Below are 21274 nucleotides of genomic sequence, written 5' to 3'. Positions count from 1 at the left end.
TTACTCTGTATCACCTTCGGCAGAAAGGGCTTTGTTTTGTCATGCAAACTCACCCAGTGATACCTAGCCTCATATGAAGTTCGTGTTCCTCAGACCGGAAGTTTGCCGCTCGCTTCCTTCAGATTCCGCGTCACCACGGACACCCTTGCGTTAAGCTAACTGCTACTTCTGCCTTCGCAGCTCGGGACTTTCACCCTATAGATTACACCCATGCCGGGCGCACATGTAAAAAGCAGCAAGGATACCCATGCTGCTATTCTTTCTATCTATCTTATCGATATTAGTAACCCATTTCAAGATTTAATGATTGTGATACTATTGGTGTTCGATTGATTTCTTCTCCAATGGAATTTTCATTCAACTTTATTTCAAGCATAGAAAGCTTTTGTTTTGAAACAGCCAATTTATCCTGCTCTTCTTTATTTAAATTTTTCCTAAGTTCAGAGAAAGAAGCCTCAAGAGCAAACTCCAACTCTTCTAATTGATCATGAATATCCGTCAACTTAATTAACAGTTTTTCCTTTTCAATTGAACGATCAGCCATGTTTGAACCCTCCCTGTGAATTCTTATTGTTATTATTCTCTTTCTCTAATTTGCTTCCTTCCCTCTTGACAAAACTAGAAGCTATTCGGCAAAGAAAGTGCCTATCTGATATTTCCCCCATTTTTCATTCGACAAACATTCAATCGAATGAAAAAGACAATTACGTACATCCTAAAATTGGAGGTGTTAAAATGGCTAAAAATAAACAAAACAAAAAACAAGGACAACCAGTCAATGAAGAAAAAAGAGTCGGCTATGGTGATAAAAAACTTGAAGGACCTAACCGTCCAGCAGAGTAAAAAGCAAGGTTTATCCTTGCTTTTTTATTCCCATTTTTTAAGATGAAAAACTTTATGAAATGAGAGTAGAAGCATGAGTTGATTAGACTTTTCAATGTACCAGTCTGTTAGATGGATTGGGTGCCGATGTTTGACCGGATATTTCATCCATTTGGAAGGAACTCTTCGTTTCTTACTCCAATCATTCGAAATATTTTGGTGGTGCTCAATAATGGGGTACGTCATTCTCAAAATTGGAGTTTTTATCCCTGTCTTTACCTTGAAATATTGTTCATAATCATTTCTTGATCCTGTGTGTGAGGTTTTTTCCGCAAATTCAAAGAAATGTGGGAATAATCTCGGATGAAATAAGATGTTAGCCAATCTCTTACCTAAATTTATTCGTTTAGAAAGTGATCGAAATCCATTTACACTCGCACCATAAACTTCACCTCCCATTGTAGGAAATAATACACAACTAAAATGCAACCAATCTTGAAATTGAAACATAAGAGATTGAAAAACTCTTTTCTTTAATAGCGGATGGTCAATAACTGGAGTTTGAATCACATTTTGTTCATTAATGATTAAAGCTGTCGTTAACCTAAAACGATCTTTTTCCTTCCAATATTTGTACCATTCCTTTTGTATAAATGAAGAAACATGAAAATATGGTAATAAATGAAACATGGGGCGTTTCATTTCCGTCGAATATTGATAAATCAAAAGCTGAGGGTATACATCGTGAAAAATAAGCCAATTTGCTCGTTCAAACACTAAAAACAACTGTTTTCTATATTCAGGTGCCAATAGTTCACAAAATATGGAACCTTCAAGATCACACATATTCCAGCCACCATTACGTGATACCATGCTCGCAAGAAATGCCCAAAGTATATCTCGATTATTTTTAAAATATGAAAAGTAAGCATTCGTCCTCGAGATATTATCCATGTTTCTCTTATCAGTTTCAAAACGAATTTGACGAATAAGGTTTTGTTCTTGTATTGTAAGATCGTTCATTTATGTATCTCGCACCCTTAAAATAATAAATAGACTTTTAGGTAATATCGAAAACTTTTTAATTTGATGGAATTCTTTTAATGATGAACAAATTTGGTTCAGTTATTAAAATTCGCTTTAAGTTTGATTTTATTCACCCATTATTCCAAAGATTTGTTATGATAAGGTATGATTTAAAGAGGTGAATATAATTATGAATTATCCAAATGGTAAAAAATTCATAAAACAAGAACAGAAAATAAATTTATCGATTTATAGTAAAGATAGAGGTATTTATAGTAACAGAGGGATGACGCTAGAAGAAGATTTAAATGAAACGAATGAGTATTATCGTGAAAAAAATATTGCAGTCATTCATAAAAAACCCACACCGATTCAAATTGTTCATGTAGATTACCCAAAACGAAGTGCTGCTGTTATTAAAGAAGCCTATTTTAAACTAGCCTCTACAACCGATTATAATGGTGTATATAAGGGTAGATACATTGACTTTGAAGCAAAAGAAACGAAAAATTCGACCTCTTTTCCATTAAAAAACTTCCACGAACACCAAATTTCCCATATGGAGCAAGTGCTTAAGCATGGAGGCATTTGTTTTGTCATCATTCGCTTCTCCATATATGATGAAATCTATTTACTTGAAGCAAAACACTTATTGTCATATTGGGATAGGATGAAAAACGGAGGCAGAAAATCAATTACAAAAGAAGAAATCAAACAGAATGGATATTTTATTCCTCTTGGTTATCAGCCAAGAATTGATTATATTAAAATAATAGATAACTTTATAGGTTAAAGAATAGAAGATTATTGAGGTAAATTGGAACAACAAAGAGACCTAGTTTTATATTAATAACAAGCTCAAAAATAGTAAAATCGTCTAAGTACCTACTTAGACGATTTTTTTAAAACAAGTTTCTTTGCAAACAACTTTTCTTGTTCTCCCATTAGTTCAGAAAGCTGTCTGAACGAATGATATAAATTCGGTCTGGACTTAATAAAACTTAACCTTTCTTCCAAATTGACAGGCTTAATTTTCAGCTGTGGTATTGGGGTCGTATTTCTTTCTTCTTCTTCAATGTCATTCGTGAAATATAAAAAGTTCGTAAATAATTCAATACCTTTCTGCATGAAGTCGGTGGTTTCTTTCTGCTTTCGTTCCTGAAAAAGTACCTCAAGTTGTGTTTTTATTTTGGTCCAATTTTCCAGAATTATTGATGCCTGTTTTGACGAATTATTCATAGCCTACATCAGCCTTCTTCTTCATCCGCTTTTTCCCTTCCCTGCAAAGGTCCAATAATGGACAGCTAGGACACTGCGGATTTTGAGCCTTGCAATGGTAACGGCCAAAAAATATTAATCGGTGGTGAGTTATTGACCATTCCTCTTTCGGAACTTTCCTCATTAAAGTTTTTTCCACCTCAAGTACAGAATCCTTCCAACGACAAATACCAAGACGCTTACTTACTCGCTCAACATGGGTATCCACCGCGATGGCAGGAATTCCAAATGCAACAGAAACCACTACATTTGCGGTTTTTCTTCCTACACCAGGTAGTTTTGTCAATTCATCCCTGTCAGCAGGAATTTCACCATTATATTCCTCCAACACCATTCGACAAAGTTTTTGGATATTTTTTGCTTTGTTTCGGTAAAGACCTATTGAACGAATATCATTTTGTAATTCTTCCAGTGAAACCTTTAAATAATCTTCTGGACTTTTATATTTCTTAAATAAATCTTTTGTCACTTTATTTACAAGGGCATCCGTACACTGGGCAGATAAAGAGACTGCGATAATCAATTCAAAAGGGTTTGAATGATTTAGCTCGCAATGAGCATCCGGAAACATCTCTCCTATTTGATCTAAACAATAGCGAATTTGTGTATTATTCAGCAAAAATATCACCTGCCTATTAAACATAAAAGAAACGAGAGGATTCTCTCGTCAAACGGTTTCCTATTTATTGCTCCAGCCAGTTATAAAATGGAACGGAAGACTGATGGATTTCTTCTTTTGAAATCGTTTTTTGTAATTGCTTTTGCCGGAATTTACGCCCATGATTTTTAGCTTGTTCTATTGTTTTAATTCCATTTTTCTTCCATTCAAAAAGAATTCTATCAATATAACGGAAATTTAATTTTCCAGACATCACAGCTTCCCGTAGAGCAGCCTTGATAATGATTGGATCATGATGATCATCATCCATCCACATGGCCAATGTCTCACATTCAAACGGTGATAACGGACGACCAAATTCCTTTTCAAAGCAAGTATATAAATCCGTTTCTTCTGCCATTTTTGTAGTTGCTTGATTATTTTGACGCTGGGACAGAAATTGTGTAACAATCCTTTCCCATAATGGCTTAATAGAATACTTCTCAAATCGTATTCCATCCGCCGAATATTCATCTATTATTTCCAAAAATCCCCGTTGGATCATTCTTCTAAGAATTTCATTACATTCTGCCGTAGAAATTGTCATTCGTGCTGAAAGTTCTTCCGGGGTGGGAAATTGATTCCCTTTTTCTAAAAAGGTAAGGATATTTAATAAAAGAACGAGTTCTGTTTCGTTTAAATTTAAATTACGATATTCAGAAAATAAAATAGAGGGAATGGTTATATTTCCTTCTTCAAGCCATGCCAATAAGTTTTCTTGCATTGATTGGACACCTCCTGTTAAGTATATCATGAACACACCATCTAAGTAATAGCATTAGGTATCCAGCTATGGTAAAGAAATCAAAAAGTCTGCTAGCAGCAGACTTTTTGTTAATATAAAAAACTTTTATGCACGCATTTTTGATTCCACAAATTGATGAATTCTGGATATAGCTTTTTCCAGTTGTTCAAGAGATGTTGCATAAGATAATCGTATATTATCTGGGGTTCCAAAACCGGAACCTGGAATCACAGCGACATTAGCCTCAACAAGTAATGCTTTAGCAAATTCATCTACATTTTCAAACCCTGTGTTTATAGCTGCCTGCTTCACATTTGGATACAAATAAAAGGCTCCTTGAGGCTTTACACAAGTAAAACCAGGAATAGCAGTTAATTTTTTATAAATAATCTCTAATCTTTCCTCAAATGCCTGACGCATGGTCTCAACAGGTTCCTGTGGTCCATTGTAAGCAGCTATGGCAGCATATTGAGCTGTAGTCGTTGGATTTGAGGTACTGTGACTAGCGAGGTTTGTCATGGCCTTAATAATTTGCGAATTTCCTGCTGCATAGCCAATTCTCCACCCTGTCATCGAATGGGATTTGGAAACACCGTTAATAATAATAGTCTGTTTTTTCAATTCCGGAGAAAGCTGAGCAATGGAAACATGCTTTGCATTGCCATAAACTAACTTTTCATAAATTTCATCGGAAACTATAAGAATATTTTCTTCGAGACAAATTTTCCCCAATTCAAGTAACTCTTCTGCTGTGTATATAACACCAGTAGGATTACTTGGCGAGTTAATAATGACTGCCTTAGTCTTGTTGGTAATGGCTTTTTTCAATTGTTCCGGTGTAATTTTAAATTGATTTTCTTCTAAACCTTCAATATATACTGGAACACCGCCTGCCAATTTTACTTGCTCTGGGTAACTAACCCAATATGGAGTAGGAATAATAACCTCGTCTCCGTCATTTAATAAAACTTGAAACAATGTGTAAAGAGCATGTTTCGCTCCATTTGTCACAATAATCTCATTTGGTTCATAGATTAAACCTTGATCCATTTCAAATTTTTTACTAATTGCCTGTTTTAAAGTCGGAAGTCCCGCTGAAGGCGTGTATTTAGTATGACCTTCATTCATAGATTGGAAAGCTGCATCCAAAATATGTTGTGGGGTATTAAAATCAGGTTCCCCAGCTCCCAATCCAATTACATCTTTCCCTTGTTCTTTTAATTCCTTTGCTTTTGCTGTTATGGCCAATGTTGAAGAAGGTGTAAGAGACAATACCCTTTTTGCCAGCTCTACCATGTTTTCTTCCTCCCATCTAGTTTCTACTAAAGATTTTCAATTTCTTTTAGCCATTCTCCAGTTTCAAAATGAATATAATAATAATTTATTAAATTATTATTTGAACGATAATGAATCTCCCATAATGGAATATTTTTTTCCATTCCCAACCGCACTGAGATGATTTCCACCGAATTTTTTTCTTGCAGCAGTTTTTGAATGGCGTCCCCTTTTGTAAGGCCATTCTTGGCTTTTCTTACAAATACTTTTTTACTTTTTTCAGGTATCCATATAATGATTCTTTCACCACGTTTATTTTTCCCTTCAATAACGTTAACGGTCTCTTGACCATGATAAAGATGAAAATCCTCTACTTCTTGGATGTCTGTCTCTTTTTTTGCCAGGGAGAGTGCTTTTTTTTCTGCAATTTTCAATGGTTCCATTGCATTTACATAAACATTAATGCCGAATCCTATTATAGCAATCGTTAAAATTACGAATAAAAAAATCCATTTTTTCATCTAAGATCACTCTTATGTACGATAAATAGTAAATATCGCTTTATTTTTATCTTCTTGATCCAATGCAAGTCCAAACATTAAATCATTATGTTTAAGGGTACGATTAAGCAAATCAACTATTTTATATAAGTCAGCATGATGCTCGACTTTCACAGTTGATAATATTTCAATTTTACTTTCCATCCAAATTCCTCCATAACCTTCGACTCATCCAATAAAAAATTCTATCCACTATTATATCAGTTTCAGTTTGAACTTGCTGAAAAACATGCACGTTCAAAAAAATTTTTTTCCAAGTATTATTCTTTTTCCCCAGTAGGAATCTTAAAAATTTCATATTTCATTTCTGTAAATTTCAAAGTGACTGTACCATGTCTTTTAGTAAAATAAACTTCTGCCCACGAATCATGTAAATGATGCAAAATATCAGAATCAGGATGCTCCTCTTCCGGAGTAAATAATACAGCAATTTGTGGATTTAAAAAATCGATCAGTTTTCGGGACACTGAATCATTTTTTGTACTATTAGGGACTTTAAAAACATGAATATCCTCTAGATTTTTCTTTAATAGTACATCCTCCGCTCGCGAACTAAAAGAAGACATGATAAAGATTCGATGTTTAAAAAAACTTAATAAAACATCCAATCCTTCATTTTGCTCATTACCGGCAAATTGTACTTCAGCAGTAAGGTCAGGTAGTAAGCTCTTTCTTTCTCCTTCCCCCCAAACAATTACTCTAGGATTAGATGCTAATGATACTTGCTTCAATAACTGTTTAGCTATTTTTGGAGTTGTAATGATTTCCTCAATATCATAAGTATCAATTAACTGATTGATTTGATGAATGGATAGGTTTGATCCATCTTCTGTTAGGATTAATGTTTGTAATTTCTTTACATCATAAAGTGTTAGCCATTCCTCTAATTCTGTCGCCGTATCTTCTCCGCCAATATTGATTAAAACTGCCTCTTTATTAGGCCCTTGGATTAAGGTTGCTTCCCCTGTAGATAATCCTATAAACGTTATAGCCATTTCATGGTCTTTCAAGTTTAAATCAATATTCTCTACATTATTTGATACGGATGGAGCAGCTTGTACAAATGATGTACCAATGAACAAGAACGATAATAAGAGTAACAATGTTCTCATATACATTCCTCCTATATAGCTATAGGATATGTACTCTTCCAAAATTTATCATAACCATGATTGGATCAACCTAACCAATTCATCTATTTTTCCTTTTTTTATTGGTATTGGTGGAATCGAGTTTAAGAAGCATTTACCATACTTTGAAGAAATAATTCTTTTATCAAATACTACTACAATACCTCTATCTTTTTCAGTTCTAATTAAACGACCAAAACCTTGTTTAAATCGTAATACTGCTTCTGGCAAAGAATATTCATAAAACGGATTACCGCCCCGTTTTTCGATTAATTGACATTTCGCTTCTGTTAATGGCTCATCTGGAGGGGTAAATGGTAGCCTCACGATAACAAGACATGATAAATCTTCGCCGGGTATATCAACACCTTCCCAGAAACTGCTTGTACCAAGTAAAATAGCTTTATCATAACGTTGAAAATTCCTCGTCAACCTTGTTCTGCTACCGGCTGTAATCCCTTGAGCTATCAATACATAGTCATCCAAAAAGCCACTTTCTTTAATTAAATCATAAGTTTTTTTCAACATTTCAAAAGCAGTAAATAGAATGAGCATTCTCCCCTTTGTCGCCTCTGCTATTGTAATGATGTTTTCTGCAATGGCAAAAACATATTCATCAGTTGTTACGGAATTAATATCTGGCAAATCATCCGGAATAATCATTCTTACTTGCCGTTTATATTCAAAAGGGGAGGGAATTATCCATTTCAAGGTGTGATTCGGATCCAATCCCAATTCATTTATCAAATAATTAAACGATTTATTAACTGTTAAAGTGGCGGAAGTTATCACCACTCCTTTTTTCTTATTAAAAAACTCTTCCCTTAGATTAGCTGCTACAGATGCAGGCTGTGCCATAAACGTAGTAACATTTTGTGGTGTACGGACATCTACCTCAATCCATTTCACATCATTAGATTCTCGTATAAAACAATGGATCAATGCCTCCCTAAGTTCATTAAGTTCATTAAGGAACTGATATATTTCTTCTACTTTTCTCTCTTCTAAATCCGATAAACTGCTCTTTTGTTGATTGATCCAGAAAAGTCGGGAGTTAATAGCATTGTATAAATCCTTGATCAAGAATGTACATCTTTCAGCACTATGTAAAACAGCTTTACTATCTTTACTTTTATCTAAAGGAGAAAATCGAATTTTTAAGCGATACGACCCATTCGAATCATTTTTTTTGTTTTTGGCAAAGTATGCCAATAATTTAAAGAATTCATCTACTTCATAGCTTAAGTCAATAACCATTTGATTTATCTCGAAAGGATGCAGGAGAGTATCATTTCGATCAGGAATCGAGCGAACCATTTCCTCCAATTCATTTAATAGCCCTTTTTGGTCAAAGGTGCCGAATTGACTTAATAACATTCTTGTAGATAAAAAATCTAATGAAAAGCCGAAGTATTGTGCAGCTACTTTTTCCAGATGGTGGCCCTCATCTATCACAACCAAATCATAATTAGGCAATATTGATCCTTGATTTTTAATATCACTTAGTAAAAGAGAATGATTGGTTATAATTAAATCTGCCTTATTAGCCTCTTTTATTGATTTTAAATAAAAATCCCATTCCCGCCATTCTTGATGTGTTGAAGAAAAAGCAGGGTCATTCTTAATTTTATTCCAAAAAAGGAGACCTCCGCTTGACAAATTTAGTTCGTCTTTTTCACCGGTTTCGGTCTCCGTCAGCCAGACAAGAATTTGCATCTTTGTCAAGATAATATCATAGTTATCATTTTCTTCCTGAAGGACTTGAAGAAATCTTTCCAAGTTTATGTAATGACTTCTCCCTTTTAAAAGGATAGCCTTAATATTAAACGGTAGAATTTTATTAAGTAAAGGAATCTCTTTTTTTAAAATTTGTTCTTGCTGTTGAATAGTATGTGTGCTGATTACGATTGGGCGATTATGATTTTTCGCAATATACGCAGCTGGAAACAGATAGCCGAGTGATTTCCCTACACCAGTCCCCGCCTCTATTAAAGTATGTTTTTCATTTTGGAACGTATAATAGACAGCATCCATCATTTCAAACTGCCTTATTCTTTTTTCAAATCCATCCATTCCGTTTTCTAAAAACTTTACCTTGGCACCCTCATTTTCTGGGTATGGTTGATTTTCAGGAGAACTCTTTGTTTCCGTTTTAATAGCAGTTTTTCTTAAGGCAAGGCCTTGAAATATTTCAACAGAGTCAGACAAGACATCTTCCCTATCAACCAAAGTCTCCAATAATTCTTCAAGAAACAGTTGCAAATCGCTCTTTAATCCACCAGATAATGGCAATAACTGTCGTAAAGTAATCATTGGAAGGTTAGATAATTTTCTTAATAATATTAAAAATAATTCAGCAGTAACCTCTGCATCACTATCCGCCTGATGTGGACGATCATGATGGAGATTTTCTTTTACCGCAAGGTCTGAGAGCTTATAGCTGTCAGATGTGGGAAATAATATTCGGGCCATTTCAACAGTATCGAGGACCGGCCCAAAAAATCCTTCATATCCTGCCCGAATTAATTCTTCTTGTAAAAAGGATAAATCGAATAAAATATTATGAGCAACAAAATATGCCCCTTCTAGTAAATCCATTATTTTAGGCGCGATTTCAGAAAAAATGGGTGCATTTTTAACCATCTCATCATTAATTCCGGTTAATTCTTCTATAAAAACAGGAATCGGCTTTTGGGGATTGACTAATGATGAAAATCTTTCTGTTATTTCTCCGTTTTCTATAACAACAGCGGCAAATTGAATAATTCTGTCCCCTTTTTTTGGAAGATTCCCTGTAGTTTCTAAATCAACGACAACAAATTTGTTTGACATTACAAACACCCCAAAGTTTCGTTCCTTAAACGGTATCACAAAATGATTAAAAAGAAAACAATTGTTTGTTGAATGGTTCCAATAACAGGATCCCTTTGAAAATAAAATAGATAAAAAAGTTTAGAAAAGATAAGCTCCCTAGTTAGCAAACGTTTGACATTCTCCCAAATGAAATCACTTCAAAAGCAATTCAAATTCTAAAGAATATTCCTTTTGAGCCCGCTAACATAGAAAATAAATCCGAAGGTGATACGTACGTAATTGAAGTCGTAGCCTCTCTCAACTAGGAGCTCACGATAGACATATCTTAAGTCAAAAAAAATATACTTCTTATTAGAAAAATCCCCGAAAAATCGGGGATTCATTCTACATAACTGTCAAGGCTGGTTCTGCTTCAATCAGTTCTTTAATTTTGTTGTTTTCATCCATAATTGCAACTTTTGGAGTATGCGTGTGTATTTTTTCCTCTGGAACTAGTGCATAAGAAATAATAATAACAATATCACCTTTTTGAACAAGCCGGGCTGCCGCACCATTTAAACAAATAACACCACTGCCTCGTTCTCCTGGGATGATATAGGTTTCAAGGCGTGCTCCATTATTATTATTTACAATTTGTACTTTTTCATTTGCAACCATACCAACCGCGTCTAAAATATCTTCATCTATAGTAATACTACCTACATAGTTTAAATTGGCGTCTGTCACAGTAGCACGGTGAATCTTCCCATTCATCATGTGGCGAAACATCTATTCTGTTCCTCCTCTATTATCTACTTAATATCCATAATCAAATTGTCAATTAGACGAACCTTAGTAAATTTTACAGCAATCGCAATGATAATCCTACCATCTAATTTTTCCAATGGTTTTAACTCGGGATAGGAATATATGTCAACATAATCAATTTCCCCTGTACATTCCCTATGGATCATCTCTTTAATTATTTCGGTTACAACAGAAGGATTTCGTTCCCCATTCTCGATTGCTTGCTTCGCTGTTATTAAACTCTTATATAGGACAGTTGCCTGTTTTCTTTCCTCTGGCAACAAGTTGACATTTCGTGAACTTTTAGCAAGTCCATCTTTTTCCCGAACAATGTCAATCGCTTTTAACTCAATTGGGAAGTTAAAATCTGAAATTAACCCTTCGACAACCGCAACTTGTTGAGCATCCTTTTTCCCAAAATAAGCTCTCGTTGGCATAATGATATGAAAAAGCTTTGTTAAAACGGTAGCGACTCCGTCAAAATGTCCAGGACGTGATTTCCCGCATAGTACATCCGTTCTATCGCGTACTACTACTTTTACAGATGGTTCACTAGGATACATTTCTTCCACCGATGGATAAAAAAGATAGTCCACTTGTTCAGCTTCTGCCAATGTTCGATCACGTTCGAAATCCCTCGGATAGGTAGAAAAGTCTTCCTTAGGTCCAAATTGCAGGGGATTAACAAAGATACTTAAAGCGACGATATCATTTTCTTTTCTAGCATTCTGAATTAATGTTAAATGACCTTCATGCAAGAAGCCCATCGTTGGTACAAAACCAATTGATTTTCCTTGGCTTTTTATTTTTAAGATTTCCTCCTGCATTTCCTTTATTGTTGTTATAACCTTCATTCCCGACCTCCATATAGTACCTTAAGTTCCTCTTCCTTCATCGTAAAGGTATGCTTTTCCTCTGGGAACTGTTTATTTCTAACATCCGCTATATAAGCTTGAATCGATTCTATGATGAACGGATTGATGGAATGATATTGCTTCACAAATTTAGGAACGCGATCCACTCCATAACCGAGAATATCATGATAAACCAGTACCTGACCATCGACATCCATTCCCGCACCAATTCCAATGACCGGAATGGATAAAGAATTGGTGATTGTTGCGGCAATTTGTTTAGGTACGCATTCCAATACAAGTGCAAAGGCGCCTGCTTCTTCACATTTTTTAGCATCTTCCATTAATTTTTTTGCAGCCTCTGCGTCTTTTCCTTGTACCTTATATCCACCCAATATACCGACAGACTGGGGTGTTAACCCAAGATGAGCGCAGACAGGAATTCCTGCGTTAGTCAGAGCTTCAATGTGTTCCAACACATTGTCTGCTCCTTCCAATTTTACTGCATTTGCCCCAGTTTCCTGAATTAATTTTCCAGCATTGATTAACGTTTCTTTTACAGATAAATGGTAAGTTAAAAATGGCATATCAACGACAATAAAAGTGTCTTTTGCTCCGCGCTTTACAGCCTTCGCGTGATGAATCATATCTTCTAACGTGACCGGAATGGTGGAATCGTATCCAAGAACGACCATCCCCAATGAATCACCGACTAAAATCATGTCAACGCCGCCCTGCTCTGCTAGTTTCGCAGACGGATAGTCATAGGCAGTCAACATGACAATTTTTTCTTCTCTTTCCTTCATTTTTAAGAAATCCGTTGTTTGCTTCATCTAATTCCCTCCTTTAATATGGGAGAGGAGATAAAACAAATTTACAGAGTAAATAAAAAAATCCTTCTGTTGGCAGAAGGATTCCATACTCTTTTCACATGTTCCATCCCTCTGTCCCGGTCCGTTAAACGGATCTAGGCAGATACCTTTAATTTTAGTTTGACACTAAAAGGTGCAGTTCCTTTAGGATACTGCCCAAAAAAATTATAGCAAATTATACAAAAGCTATACAAGATTCATTTACCCGTTCTTAGCTCTATATCCGCTGAGTAGATATGATGGATAACTCCATTACTATCTTCTAATACTAATACCCCATCATCCGTAATACCTAATGCTCTACCTTCTATGGTGCTGGTTAATGTTCTAGCCTTAATGATTTTTCCAATACTTACTGCGTACCCTTCCCATAAAAGTTTAATCGGGAAAAAACCTTGATCCAAGTAAAGCAAATATAATTTTTCAAAATGCTTGAATATACTTTTGATTAAGTTTGCGCGAGAAATTGGCTCGCCTTTTTCAACTAATAGTGAACTGGCGATTCCCTGGAGTTCAGGAGGAAAATCCTCTTTTTTCTGATTGACATTAATGCCCATTCCAATAATGATTGAATGAATCCTATCCGCTTCTGCCTGTAATTCTGTCAGGATACCAGATATTTTTTTTCCATTCATTAAAATGTCATTCGGCCATTTAATTTCAGGTGTAAGTCCTGTCATTTCTTCCATTGCCTGGACAATTGCAACTGCCGTTAATAGTGTCAGCTGTGGCGCTTTAGTTAACGGAATATTTGGCCTTAAAATCAAACTCATCCATATGCCAGTATATTTAGGAGAATACCATTTTCTGCTCATTCTCCCTTTACCTGATATTTGTTCTTCGGCAATTACAACCGTACCCTCTGGTACATTTTTAGAGGCAAGTAGATGGGCAATTTTTTGGGTAGATTCCACACTTTCTTCATAGTGAATGTTCTTGCCAATGAAGGAGGTTGTCAACCCTAGTAAAATTTCATCTGCCGTTATTTTTTCTGGAGTTTTAAGGATGCGGTAGCCCTTTCTTCTAACAGCCTCTAATTCAAATCCTTCTTTTCTCAATTCTTCCATATGCTTCCACACAGCTGTTCTAGAACAGCCAATCAACTCTGCTAAATACTGCCCCGATAAGTAGGATTCACCTGAATTTGTGAAGGCATCCAGCAGTTTTTTTCTTAATTCTGACTGCACTTCATCAGCCACTCCCTAATTTTTCTATTTTCGTTCTCAACTTTTTGGAATATTATAGCCCGCTCGATCTTCAGCAATGTTTCCTTTACCCAAGGCCCCCCTGGCTGTTTGAACCACTCTATTAAATCACTTCCGGTTACATCCAACTCTTTACTATTTTTAATAGGAAGTTGGTCATATTGATCAATCCAATAGTGAATTGATTGTTCCTCTTTTATTCTATTTATAGTTAAATAAAGCTTTTCTACAGATGTAATGGTGGACCTTCCGGCTAAAAATAAATCATAGACAGTCCATTCCTGTTCAAGCCGCTTTGTTAAATACAAAATAATCTGTTTTATCTCTTTTATTACTTTTACGGGTAGCCGCCATTCTCTTAAAAATGTTTCAATAGACCGTCCGTTATGATTTAAACAAAATAGAAGTAATGACCACATTTCTTTTAAATTAAGATGCTCACATTCAAAAGTATGCAATAATTCTATTTGCTTGTTTTGCCTTTTTAATCCCGGTAAATAAGATACTAAATTTGTTTCGAGTAGTAATTGAATTGCTTTTCTTCTATTAATGCCAACTAATAGCTTTTCAAACTCTGTTCTTTTCCTTTCAACTGCTATTTTTTCAAGCAATGGAATAAGTTGAGTTAGTGCCTTCATCGTTTCTTGCTCAATTTGAAAGGAGAGCTGGCTGACAAAGCGGACAGCTCTCATCATTCTTAAAGCATCTTCCTGAAAACGATCGGTTGCAAGACCCACTGTTTTTATTATTTTTTGTTTAATTGCTTCCTGCCCGTTAAAAGGATCAATTAACCTTCCGTTCCGGTCCATCGCAATGGCATTCATAGTAAAATCTCTTCGTTCGAGGTCTTCTTTCAAGTTACGAATAAATGATACCTCTTTCGGCCTGCGATAGTCCTGATATTCCCCTTCCATTCTAAAAGTTGTTACTTCATAAGATTGATGATTGTGGATTATCAGAACAGTACCATGTTCAATTCCTATATCCACTGACTTCGGGAATATAGCCTTAACTTCTTGGGGAGTAGCCGATGTAGCAATATCTACATCACTGATCGGTTTATTTAACAAATAATCCCTTACAGAGCCACCAACGAAGTAGGCTTCAAAACCTGCATCTTCTAGTTTTTTTAATATAGGAATTGCCGATAAAAAGGGCTCAATCATAATTTCACCTTATTTCAAAAGCTTAAAATATAGCTCTTCATATTGTTCAACAATTCGTTCGGTCTTAAACCTTGATGCTACTGCCTCTTGGGCATTAATTGAAAATTGCTGATGTAAATTTTGATCATTCAACAATGCAATAGCTTTATTGGAAATATCCTCAATATCTCCTAATTCACATATATAACCCGTATTTCCGTGTTCAATAACTTCCGGTATTCCGCCAATATTTGTTCCAATGCAAGGAACACCGCAAGCCATCGCCTCCAATACTGCCAGACCAAAACTTTCCTTTTCAGATAATAACAGCATTAAGTCACTAATTGAATATAATTCCTCCAAGTTTTCTTGCTTCCCAAGAAACATGACTTGATCTTCTAATCCAAGCTGCTTAGTCATTTTGCAAACAATTGTCATTTCCGGCCCATCTCCGACCAAGAGCAATTTTGCCGGCATGACAGCAGAAATATTGGCAAACGATTTAACAACGTCTGGTACACGTTTAACTGCACGGAAATTGGATACGTGAATAATTACTTTTTCTTTTTCCTTTATTCCAAATTCCTTTTTTAAATGGTTCGCATCACTTTTTCGATAGATTCGATCATCAATAAAATTATAAATCGTTTCGATCTGTTTATCGGGATTGATTAATTCATAAGTCTCCTTAACTAGAGCATTCGAAACGGCTGTAACCATATCCGATTTTTCAATGCCAAACTTAATTGCCTCAGTAAGTGATGGGTCATAGCCCAATACAGTAATATCAGTGCCATGTAGTGTTGTAACAATTTTTAAATCGCGGCCAGCCATTTGTTTAGCTAATATAGCACAGACAGCATGTGGAATAGCATAATGGACATGTAATATATCTAATTTTTCTCGATTAGCTACTTCTGCCATCTTGCTTGCCAGTGCAATGTCATATGGCGGATACTGAAAAACAGAATATTGGTTTACCTCCACTTGATGATAATAAATATTATGATAGATTTTATTTAAACGAAAAGGGAGACTCGATGAAATAAAATGTATTTCATGGCCCCTTTCCGCCAGCATTTTCCCTAATTCTGTTGCCACTACACCAGAACCGCCCACTGTAGGATAGCAAGTAATCCCAATTTTAAGTTTTCTCATATTTAATCTCCTATCAAATCATGCTCTAAAAGAATAGGAACTTTTGTTTTAAAACCTTCTGCAAAAGCTGTGCCGACTAGTTTGCCAAACATTCTTTCTCTTGCTTCCACTGTTTCTATATATCCATTTACAAGAGGAGTTTGAACACTGTCATCAGCCATTACAAATTGACTTTTATATGCTCTTAAAGCAGCTAACTTTTTATCAATAAATTGTGTAATATCAATTGTAAAATCCGGTTTATGGAAACCATTTATCATATAAAAATAAATTCTTTCGACCCGATGCGGTTCATTAAAATCTGTTTGAAAGTTTTTTATTCCTGCTGAAAAAACAGCTTCCTCAACTAGGCGAGCACAATTCCCATGATCGGGATGACGGTCTTCATGATAAGGGGCAAATACCACCTTTGGCTTATAAATTCGAATGACATTCACAATTTTTCTTATGTATTCATCCTTAATATATAATCCCCTATCTGGAAAACCAAGTGAAGTTCTCATGGATACTCCCAATATTTCTGAGGCACGAGTAGCTTCTTCTTTTCTTAATAATACAGTCCCATTTGAAGAAAGCTCAGCATCCGTTAAATCACAAATTCCCACACGCATTCCTTTCGAGACATATTTTGCAATGGTGCCTGCCATGCCAATTTCGACATCATCGGCATGGGCTCCAAAAGCAAGTATGTGTAAAGAATTATCCTTCATTAACCTCACCATTTTCTTTTATAACATTTCTCCAATCAAGCATACCTAATTCCATTCCTCTAATTAATAACTCTGCCGTCCCCATATTTGTAGCTAGTGGAATAGAATAAACATCACATAAACGAACTAAAGCCGTTACGTCTGGCTCATGTGGCTGGGCAGTTAAGGGATCACGGAAAAAGAAAACGGCATCCATTTGATTTTTTGCAATCATCGCTCCTATTTCCTGATCGCCACCGAGTGGACCTGATTGGAATCGAGTAATAGGTAAACCAGTTGCCTCACTTATTCTTTTACCTGTCGTTCCTGTTGCATATAATGTATGCTTGACAAAAATATTCTGATAGGCGGTTACAAATTGTACCAAGTCATTTTTCTTCTTATCATGTGCAATTAATGCAATAATCATATAATTGACTCCTAATCTAATATATTTTCAAGCCCATAGACGAAACTATTGTTTTTTACGACCGTTTCCACTGCAATCTTGATCCCTGACATAAAGGAGCCCCGATGATACGAATCATGACGAATTGTTAAGGTTTGTCCATCAGCTCCGAATAAAACCTGTTGATGGGCAATTAAACCAGGCAAACGAACAGAATGAATATGCATTCCATCATACAATGCACCTCTTGCCCCATCGATTGTTTCCTTCTCGTTAGGATGACCTTGCTTCTTTCGTTCCCTCACTGCAGAAATCATCTCAGCTGTTTTAACGGCAGTACCGGAAGGAGCATCTAACTTCTGATCATGATGGAGCTCGATAATCTCCACATCATTAAAATATTTTGCCGCCATTTGTGAGAATTTCATCATTAGAATGGCTCCAATTGCAAAGTTTGGGGCAATAATACATCCTAATTCTTTTTCATTACAAATACGTTCTAGTTCTTCCAAATCTTTCTTCGTAAAACCGGTTGTTCCCACAACAGGGCGAACATTATATTCAAGGGCCGTTTTTGCATGATACATTCCAACTTCCGGTGTAGTTAAATCAATTAACACATCTGCTTTGACGTGCTGGAGACATTTTTCGATATCCGAAAAGACTGGTACGCTATGTATGATGGATTGAAATCCCGGTAAATCACTCAGCATCATCCCGTCATGTTTATAGTCTACTGCAGCGATTAACTCAAAATGTTCTGTGTTCTCCACCAGTTTTACTGCTTCACTACCCATTCGACCGCGTGGACCGGCAATAATTATTTTAATTGTTTCCATCCTATACACTCCTATCTTCCTGAGTTTTTCTTGTCCACCTATTTTTATCTCTTGTTCTAAATTTGTTCATTACTAGATCATGGGCTTCTTCTAAATCAATCTGCAAAGAATTTGCAAGACAGATTAGGACGAATAGGAGGTCACCAAGCTCCTCTTCAATAGCCTTCTCCGTTTCTGTAGACTTCTTAGGTTTTTCACCATAGTAATGGTTTATTTCTCTAGCAAGCTCCCCTAGTTCCTCTGTAAGCCTAGCAAGCATTGCCAAGGGGCTGAAATATCCCTCTTTAAATTGGCTAATATATTCATCTACTTCTTTTTGAAGTTCTTTCATGGCTTTCTCCTTCGCCATCATTATCACCCCGCTAAAAAATCTATTTACATGTTAGCTAAAATATAAAGGTTTTACAAATGTTTTCGTTTCAGTAAACCATTCATCACAGATTGCTCTTATTCTTTTTATTCGATATAATAATTTCCGCCATGAAAGAGAAAATATGGAAGAGGAGGAATGATTATGATATTTGGAATGAAGATTAAAAATATATTTTTTATTCTTTTGGGAGCGGCAGTTTTTTCCTTTGGACTTGTCCATTTCAATATGCAAAACAAATTGGCAGAAGGTGGATTTACAGGAATTACATTATTACTATACTTTTTATGGAATTTTGATCCATCTTACACCAATCTGCTTTTGAATATTCCATTATTTTTAATTGGTTGGAAACTCCTAGGAAGAAATGTTTTTTTATATACCATAATTGGAACAATGAGTGTCTCTATTTTTCTTTGGATTTTTCAACGGTATACCATTGAGATGCCTTTAAAAGATGATTTAACATTGGCAGCTCTTTTTGCGGGTGTTTTTGCCGGAATTGGATTAGGTATCATTTTTCGGTTTGGTGGTACAACAGGAGGGGTAGATATTATCGCCAGACTCGTACAAAAATACGTTGGCTGGAATATCGGAAAGACCATGCTAATATTTGATACCGCTGTAATCACGCTATCTTTACTTACATATTTAGAATATAAAGAGGCTATGTATACACTTGTTGCGGTATTTGTTGGAGCTCGGGTCATTGACTTTATTCAGGAGGGTGCCTATACAGCAAGAGGCGCCTTAATCATTTCGGAGAAAAATGAAGATATTGCACAAAAGATTATGAAAGACATGGAAAGAGGGGTAACTGCCCTAAGAGGATATGGCTCTTATACAAAAAATGATAAGGATGTATTATATTGTGTTGTGGCAAAAAACGAACTCACCCGTTTAAAAAATATCATTACTTCCATTGATCCACATGCATTCGTATCTATTTCTGTCGTACACGATGTTCAAGGTGAAGGTTTTACACTTGATGAAAATAAAATGCCGATTACCGATTAAAAAAAGCAATGTCAAGCGACATTGCTTTTTTTAATCTTCACTCCGAGTCATTCCAGTGTATATAAGAACTAGTCTCAATAATTCAAGTACAGCTACAGCAGCTGCGGCCACATACGTTAGTGCCGCGGCATTCAGTACTTTTCTCGCTTCCCCTTCTTCCTTATTTGCCACTAGCCCTAAAGAAACGACTTGATTCATTGCCCGATTTGAGGCATTAAATTCAACTGGTAATGTAATCACTTGAAAAAGCACAGCCGCCGCCATAAAAATTATTCCCAATAATAGCATCCCGCTCAACTGAGCAAAAATACCAATCATAATTAGAATCCAAGAAACATTTGAACCAAAATTGGCTACAGGGACAAGGGCATGTCTAAAGCGTAAAAATGCGTATCCCTCTGCATCCTGAATTGCATGTCCAACTTCATGCGCTGCAACAGCAGCAGCGGCGATGGAATGTCCATGATAATTTTCTGGCGAAAGTCGAACAGTTTTGGAACGTGGATCATAATGATCACTTAAATAACCATGTCCCTGTTCTACATTTACATGATATAAACCATTAGCATTCAAAATTTCTCTAGCAACTTCAGCACCTGTTCGATAGGTAGAGGAAGGTACTCGAGAATATTTAGCATACGTATTTTTCACCCTAAATTGTGCCCATAAAGGTATTAGAACAATTATTGCAAAATATAGCAAAAATCCCATTATTGAAACCTCCTATTCAGCTCTTGATGACGATCCAGCTGGATGCCGAATTGACGTCTCAATCTTTATGCTCCCTTGACCGATCTTTTCTCAATTCCTTTTCACCTTGATATTTTCTCCAGCCTACATAGGAAAGTGTCATGATTATAATACTACCTGTTGAAATGATTACCCACCATAAAGATGGATCGGCCTCATCATCTTCAATGTTAGCAAAAAGATTTTTTAAATCAGAATCTAGCTTATCAAGCTCCTGCTGACCGTCTAAATTATTCAATACTTCTGAACGATATTCATCGATAAATTTGATACGTGCATCTAATCTCTGTATATTTTCCACCGGTACGTCAATTTTCATACTAGGGTATATTATATTATAAAGGGATAAAAATTGATTAAATTTCGAATGAAAATGCGATGAATCACCATTACGTGCAGCTTGCTTTGCTTGATGAAACGTAGTCATAATTTGATTTTCCATTTCTGTCCATAAAGGCTGATGACTGGTAGCGATGGCATCCATGACAAGACGGAATTTAGTCAGTTTCTGAATTCGCTCCTCATGTTTCATATTCGGACTAACTGCTGCTTCCATTGCCTCATCATGCGAAGTATGAATAATTCTTACCTCATCCACAGATAAAGGCTGCGTTGATCCTGTAAAAATTTGAAATTGATCAGAAAAATATTCTAGCAATTTTTTCGCATCTTCATATCTATGAAATTTAACCATTTGGAGAGCTTCATCTGATATATCATCTAGCTTCTCCAGCGGTGTTTGTGTCTCTGCATATACTGAAAATGGAATAAGTAGAATAATCATGACAAATAAAAGGAACTGCCTCAGTTTCACATCTTGTCCCCCTTTCTTTACTATTAAAATGTATGAAAGGGTGGACAAGGTTAGACCA

The 21274-nt window shown here is 35.7% G+C and carries 24 protein-coding genes; 2 read left to right on the top strand and 22 right to left on the bottom strand.

Annotated elements, in window-relative coordinates; translation table 11 throughout:
* Positions 1–280: 280 nt before the first annotated feature.
* Together GZA11_RS09275 and GZA11_RS09270 are read right to left on the bottom strand one after the other, a co-directional pair.
* Positions 281–544 (bottom strand): hypothetical protein, encoded by a 264-nt coding sequence (locus GZA11_RS09275; RefSeq protein ID WP_163183560.1) that lies wholly within the window; start codon positions 542–544, stop codon positions 281–283.
* Positions 545–867: 323 nt separating this feature from the next.
* Positions 868–1845 (bottom strand): DUF2515 family protein, encoded by a 978-nt coding sequence (locus GZA11_RS09270; protein WP_038535807.1) that lies wholly within the window; start codon positions 1843–1845, stop codon positions 868–870.
* Between the two features lie 187 nt (positions 1846–2032).
* On the opposite strand from GZA11_RS09270, the gene recU reads away from it, so the two are divergent.
* Positions 2033–2641 carry a Holliday junction resolvase RecU gene (gene recU, locus GZA11_RS09265; RefSeq protein ID WP_231314934.1) on the top strand — a complete coding sequence of 203 codons (609 nt, stop codon included), beginning with the start codon at positions 2033–2035 and terminating at the stop codon, positions 2639–2641.
* 92 nt (positions 2642–2733) lie between these two features.
* Here the strand turns inward: recU and GZA11_RS09260 are convergent, their stop codons facing one another.
* The 18 genes from GZA11_RS09260 to GZA11_RS09175 all read right to left on the bottom strand — a co-directional run bounded on the left by GZA11_RS09260 (position 2734) and on the right by GZA11_RS09175 (position 18614).
* A complete protein-coding gene (locus tag GZA11_RS09260) occupies positions 2734–3087 on the bottom strand; it encodes a YpoC family protein (protein ID WP_051968177.1) in 354 nt (117 codons plus the stop codon).
* On the bottom strand, positions 3080–3745 hold the full coding sequence (gene nth / locus GZA11_RS09255) for an endonuclease III (protein WP_163183558.1): 666 nt from the start codon (positions 3743–3745) through the stop codon (positions 3080–3082). The genes GZA11_RS09260 and nth overlap by 8 nt, the downstream gene beginning before the upstream one ends.
* Before the next feature lie 64 nt (positions 3746–3809).
* Positions 3810–4508, bottom strand: a complete 699-nt coding sequence (locus tag GZA11_RS09250) for a DnaD domain-containing protein (RefSeq protein WP_038535812.1) — start codon at positions 4506–4508, stop codon at positions 3810–3812.
* Between the two features lie 126 nt (positions 4509–4634).
* Positions 4635–5825, bottom strand: a complete 1191-nt coding sequence (locus GZA11_RS09245) for a pyridoxal phosphate-dependent aminotransferase (RefSeq protein WP_038535814.1) — start codon at positions 5823–5825, stop codon at positions 4635–4637.
* A gap of 26 nt (positions 5826–5851) precedes the next feature.
* Positions 5852–6325 (bottom strand): cell wall elongation regulator TseB-like domain-containing protein, encoded by a 474-nt coding sequence (locus GZA11_RS09240; RefSeq protein WP_038535816.1) that lies wholly within the window; start codon positions 6323–6325, stop codon positions 5852–5854.
* Positions 6326–6337: 12 nt separating this feature from the next.
* Positions 6338–6508 (bottom strand): YpmA family protein, encoded by a 171-nt coding sequence (locus GZA11_RS09235; RefSeq protein ID WP_081905043.1) that lies wholly within the window; start codon positions 6506–6508, stop codon positions 6338–6340.
* A 116-nt stretch (positions 6509–6624) separates the two neighbouring features.
* Positions 6625–7476 carry a ComEC/Rec2 family competence protein gene (locus tag GZA11_RS09230; protein ID WP_038535817.1) on the bottom strand — a complete coding sequence of 284 codons (852 nt, stop codon included), beginning with the start codon at positions 7474–7476 and terminating at the stop codon, positions 6625–6627.
* Positions 7477–7524: 48 nt separating this feature from the next.
* Complete coding sequence (dinG, locus tag GZA11_RS09225; protein ID WP_163183557.1) at positions 7525–10326, bottom strand: ATP-dependent DNA helicase DinG; 2802 nt, start codon at positions 10324–10326, stop codon at positions 7525–7527.
* Between the two features lie 366 nt (positions 10327–10692).
* On the bottom strand, positions 10693–11076 hold the full coding sequence (gene panD, locus GZA11_RS09220) for an aspartate 1-decarboxylase (RefSeq protein WP_163183556.1): 384 nt from the start codon (positions 11074–11076) through the stop codon (positions 10693–10695).
* A 23-nt stretch (positions 11077–11099) separates the two neighbouring features.
* Positions 11100–11948, bottom strand: coding sequence for a pantoate--beta-alanine ligase (gene panC / locus GZA11_RS09215; protein WP_038535824.1), 849 nt, complete (start codon positions 11946–11948; stop codon positions 11100–11102).
* The gene (panB, locus tag GZA11_RS09210; protein ID WP_163183555.1) at positions 11945–12781 is read right to left on the bottom strand and encodes a 3-methyl-2-oxobutanoate hydroxymethyltransferase; all 837 of its coding nucleotides are present in this window, start codon (positions 12779–12781) and stop codon (positions 11945–11947) included. Before panB ends, panC begins: the two co-directional genes overlap by 4 nt.
* Before the next feature lie 236 nt (positions 12782–13017).
* Complete coding sequence (locus GZA11_RS09205; RefSeq protein ID WP_038535827.1) at positions 13018–14007, bottom strand: biotin--[acetyl-CoA-carboxylase] ligase; 990 nt, start codon at positions 14005–14007, stop codon at positions 13018–13020.
* A complete protein-coding gene (locus GZA11_RS09200; protein WP_038535829.1) occupies positions 13992–15191 on the bottom strand; it encodes a CCA tRNA nucleotidyltransferase in 1200 nt (399 codons plus the stop codon). The genes GZA11_RS09205 and GZA11_RS09200 overlap by 16 nt, the downstream gene beginning before the upstream one ends.
* 9 nt (positions 15192–15200) lie before the next feature.
* Positions 15201–16328 carry an N-acetyl-alpha-D-glucosaminyl L-malate synthase BshA gene (bshA, locus tag GZA11_RS09195; protein ID WP_038535830.1) on the bottom strand — a complete coding sequence of 376 codons (1128 nt, stop codon included), beginning with the start codon at positions 16326–16328 and terminating at the stop codon, positions 15201–15203.
* Positions 16329–16330: 2 nt separating this feature from the next.
* Complete coding sequence (gene bshB1 / locus GZA11_RS09190) at positions 16331–17038, bottom strand: bacillithiol biosynthesis deacetylase BshB1 (protein ID WP_163183554.1); 708 nt, start codon at positions 17036–17038, stop codon at positions 16331–16333.
* Positions 17028–17447, bottom strand: coding sequence for a methylglyoxal synthase (mgsA, locus tag GZA11_RS09185; protein WP_163183553.1), 420 nt, complete (start codon positions 17445–17447; stop codon positions 17028–17030). The genes bshB1 and mgsA overlap by 11 nt, the downstream gene beginning before the upstream one ends.
* Before the next feature lie 11 nt (positions 17448–17458).
* Positions 17459–18265, bottom strand: coding sequence for a 4-hydroxy-tetrahydrodipicolinate reductase (gene dapB, locus GZA11_RS09180; RefSeq protein ID WP_038535836.1), 807 nt, complete (start codon positions 18263–18265; stop codon positions 17459–17461).
* Position 18266: 1 nt separating this feature from the next.
* Positions 18267–18614, bottom strand: a complete 348-nt coding sequence (locus GZA11_RS09175) for a nucleotide pyrophosphohydrolase (RefSeq protein ID WP_038535838.1) — start codon at positions 18612–18614, stop codon at positions 18267–18269.
* Positions 18615–18779: 165 nt separating this feature from the next.
* On the opposite strand from GZA11_RS09175, the gene GZA11_RS09170 reads away from it, so the two are divergent.
* Positions 18780–19652: a YitT family protein gene (locus GZA11_RS09170; RefSeq protein ID WP_163183552.1), complete on the top strand. Its 873-nt coding sequence runs from the start codon at positions 18780–18782 to the stop codon at positions 19650–19652.
* Between the two features lie 30 nt (positions 19653–19682).
* Here the strand turns inward: GZA11_RS09170 and GZA11_RS09165 are convergent, their stop codons facing one another.
* Entirely contained in the window at positions 19683–20363 is a 681-nt protein-coding gene (locus tag GZA11_RS09165; RefSeq protein WP_204317761.1) for a zinc metallopeptidase, read from the bottom strand.
* Between the two features lie 58 nt (positions 20364–20421).
* Positions 20422–21216 carry a sporulation protein YpjB gene (gene ypjB, locus GZA11_RS09160; protein ID WP_231314929.1) on the bottom strand — a complete coding sequence of 265 codons (795 nt, stop codon included), beginning with the start codon at positions 21214–21216 and terminating at the stop codon, positions 20422–20424.
* Positions 21217–21274: the final 58 nt, after the last annotated feature.

The organism is Neobacillus sedimentimangrovi (genome assembly GCF_010614825.1).
GTDB lineage: Bacteria > Bacillota > Bacilli > Bacillales > Cytobacillaceae > Neobacillus > Neobacillus thermocopriae.
Note: the sequence above shows the minus strand (reverse complement) of the source record. Positions and strands in the feature narration are given on the sequence as shown.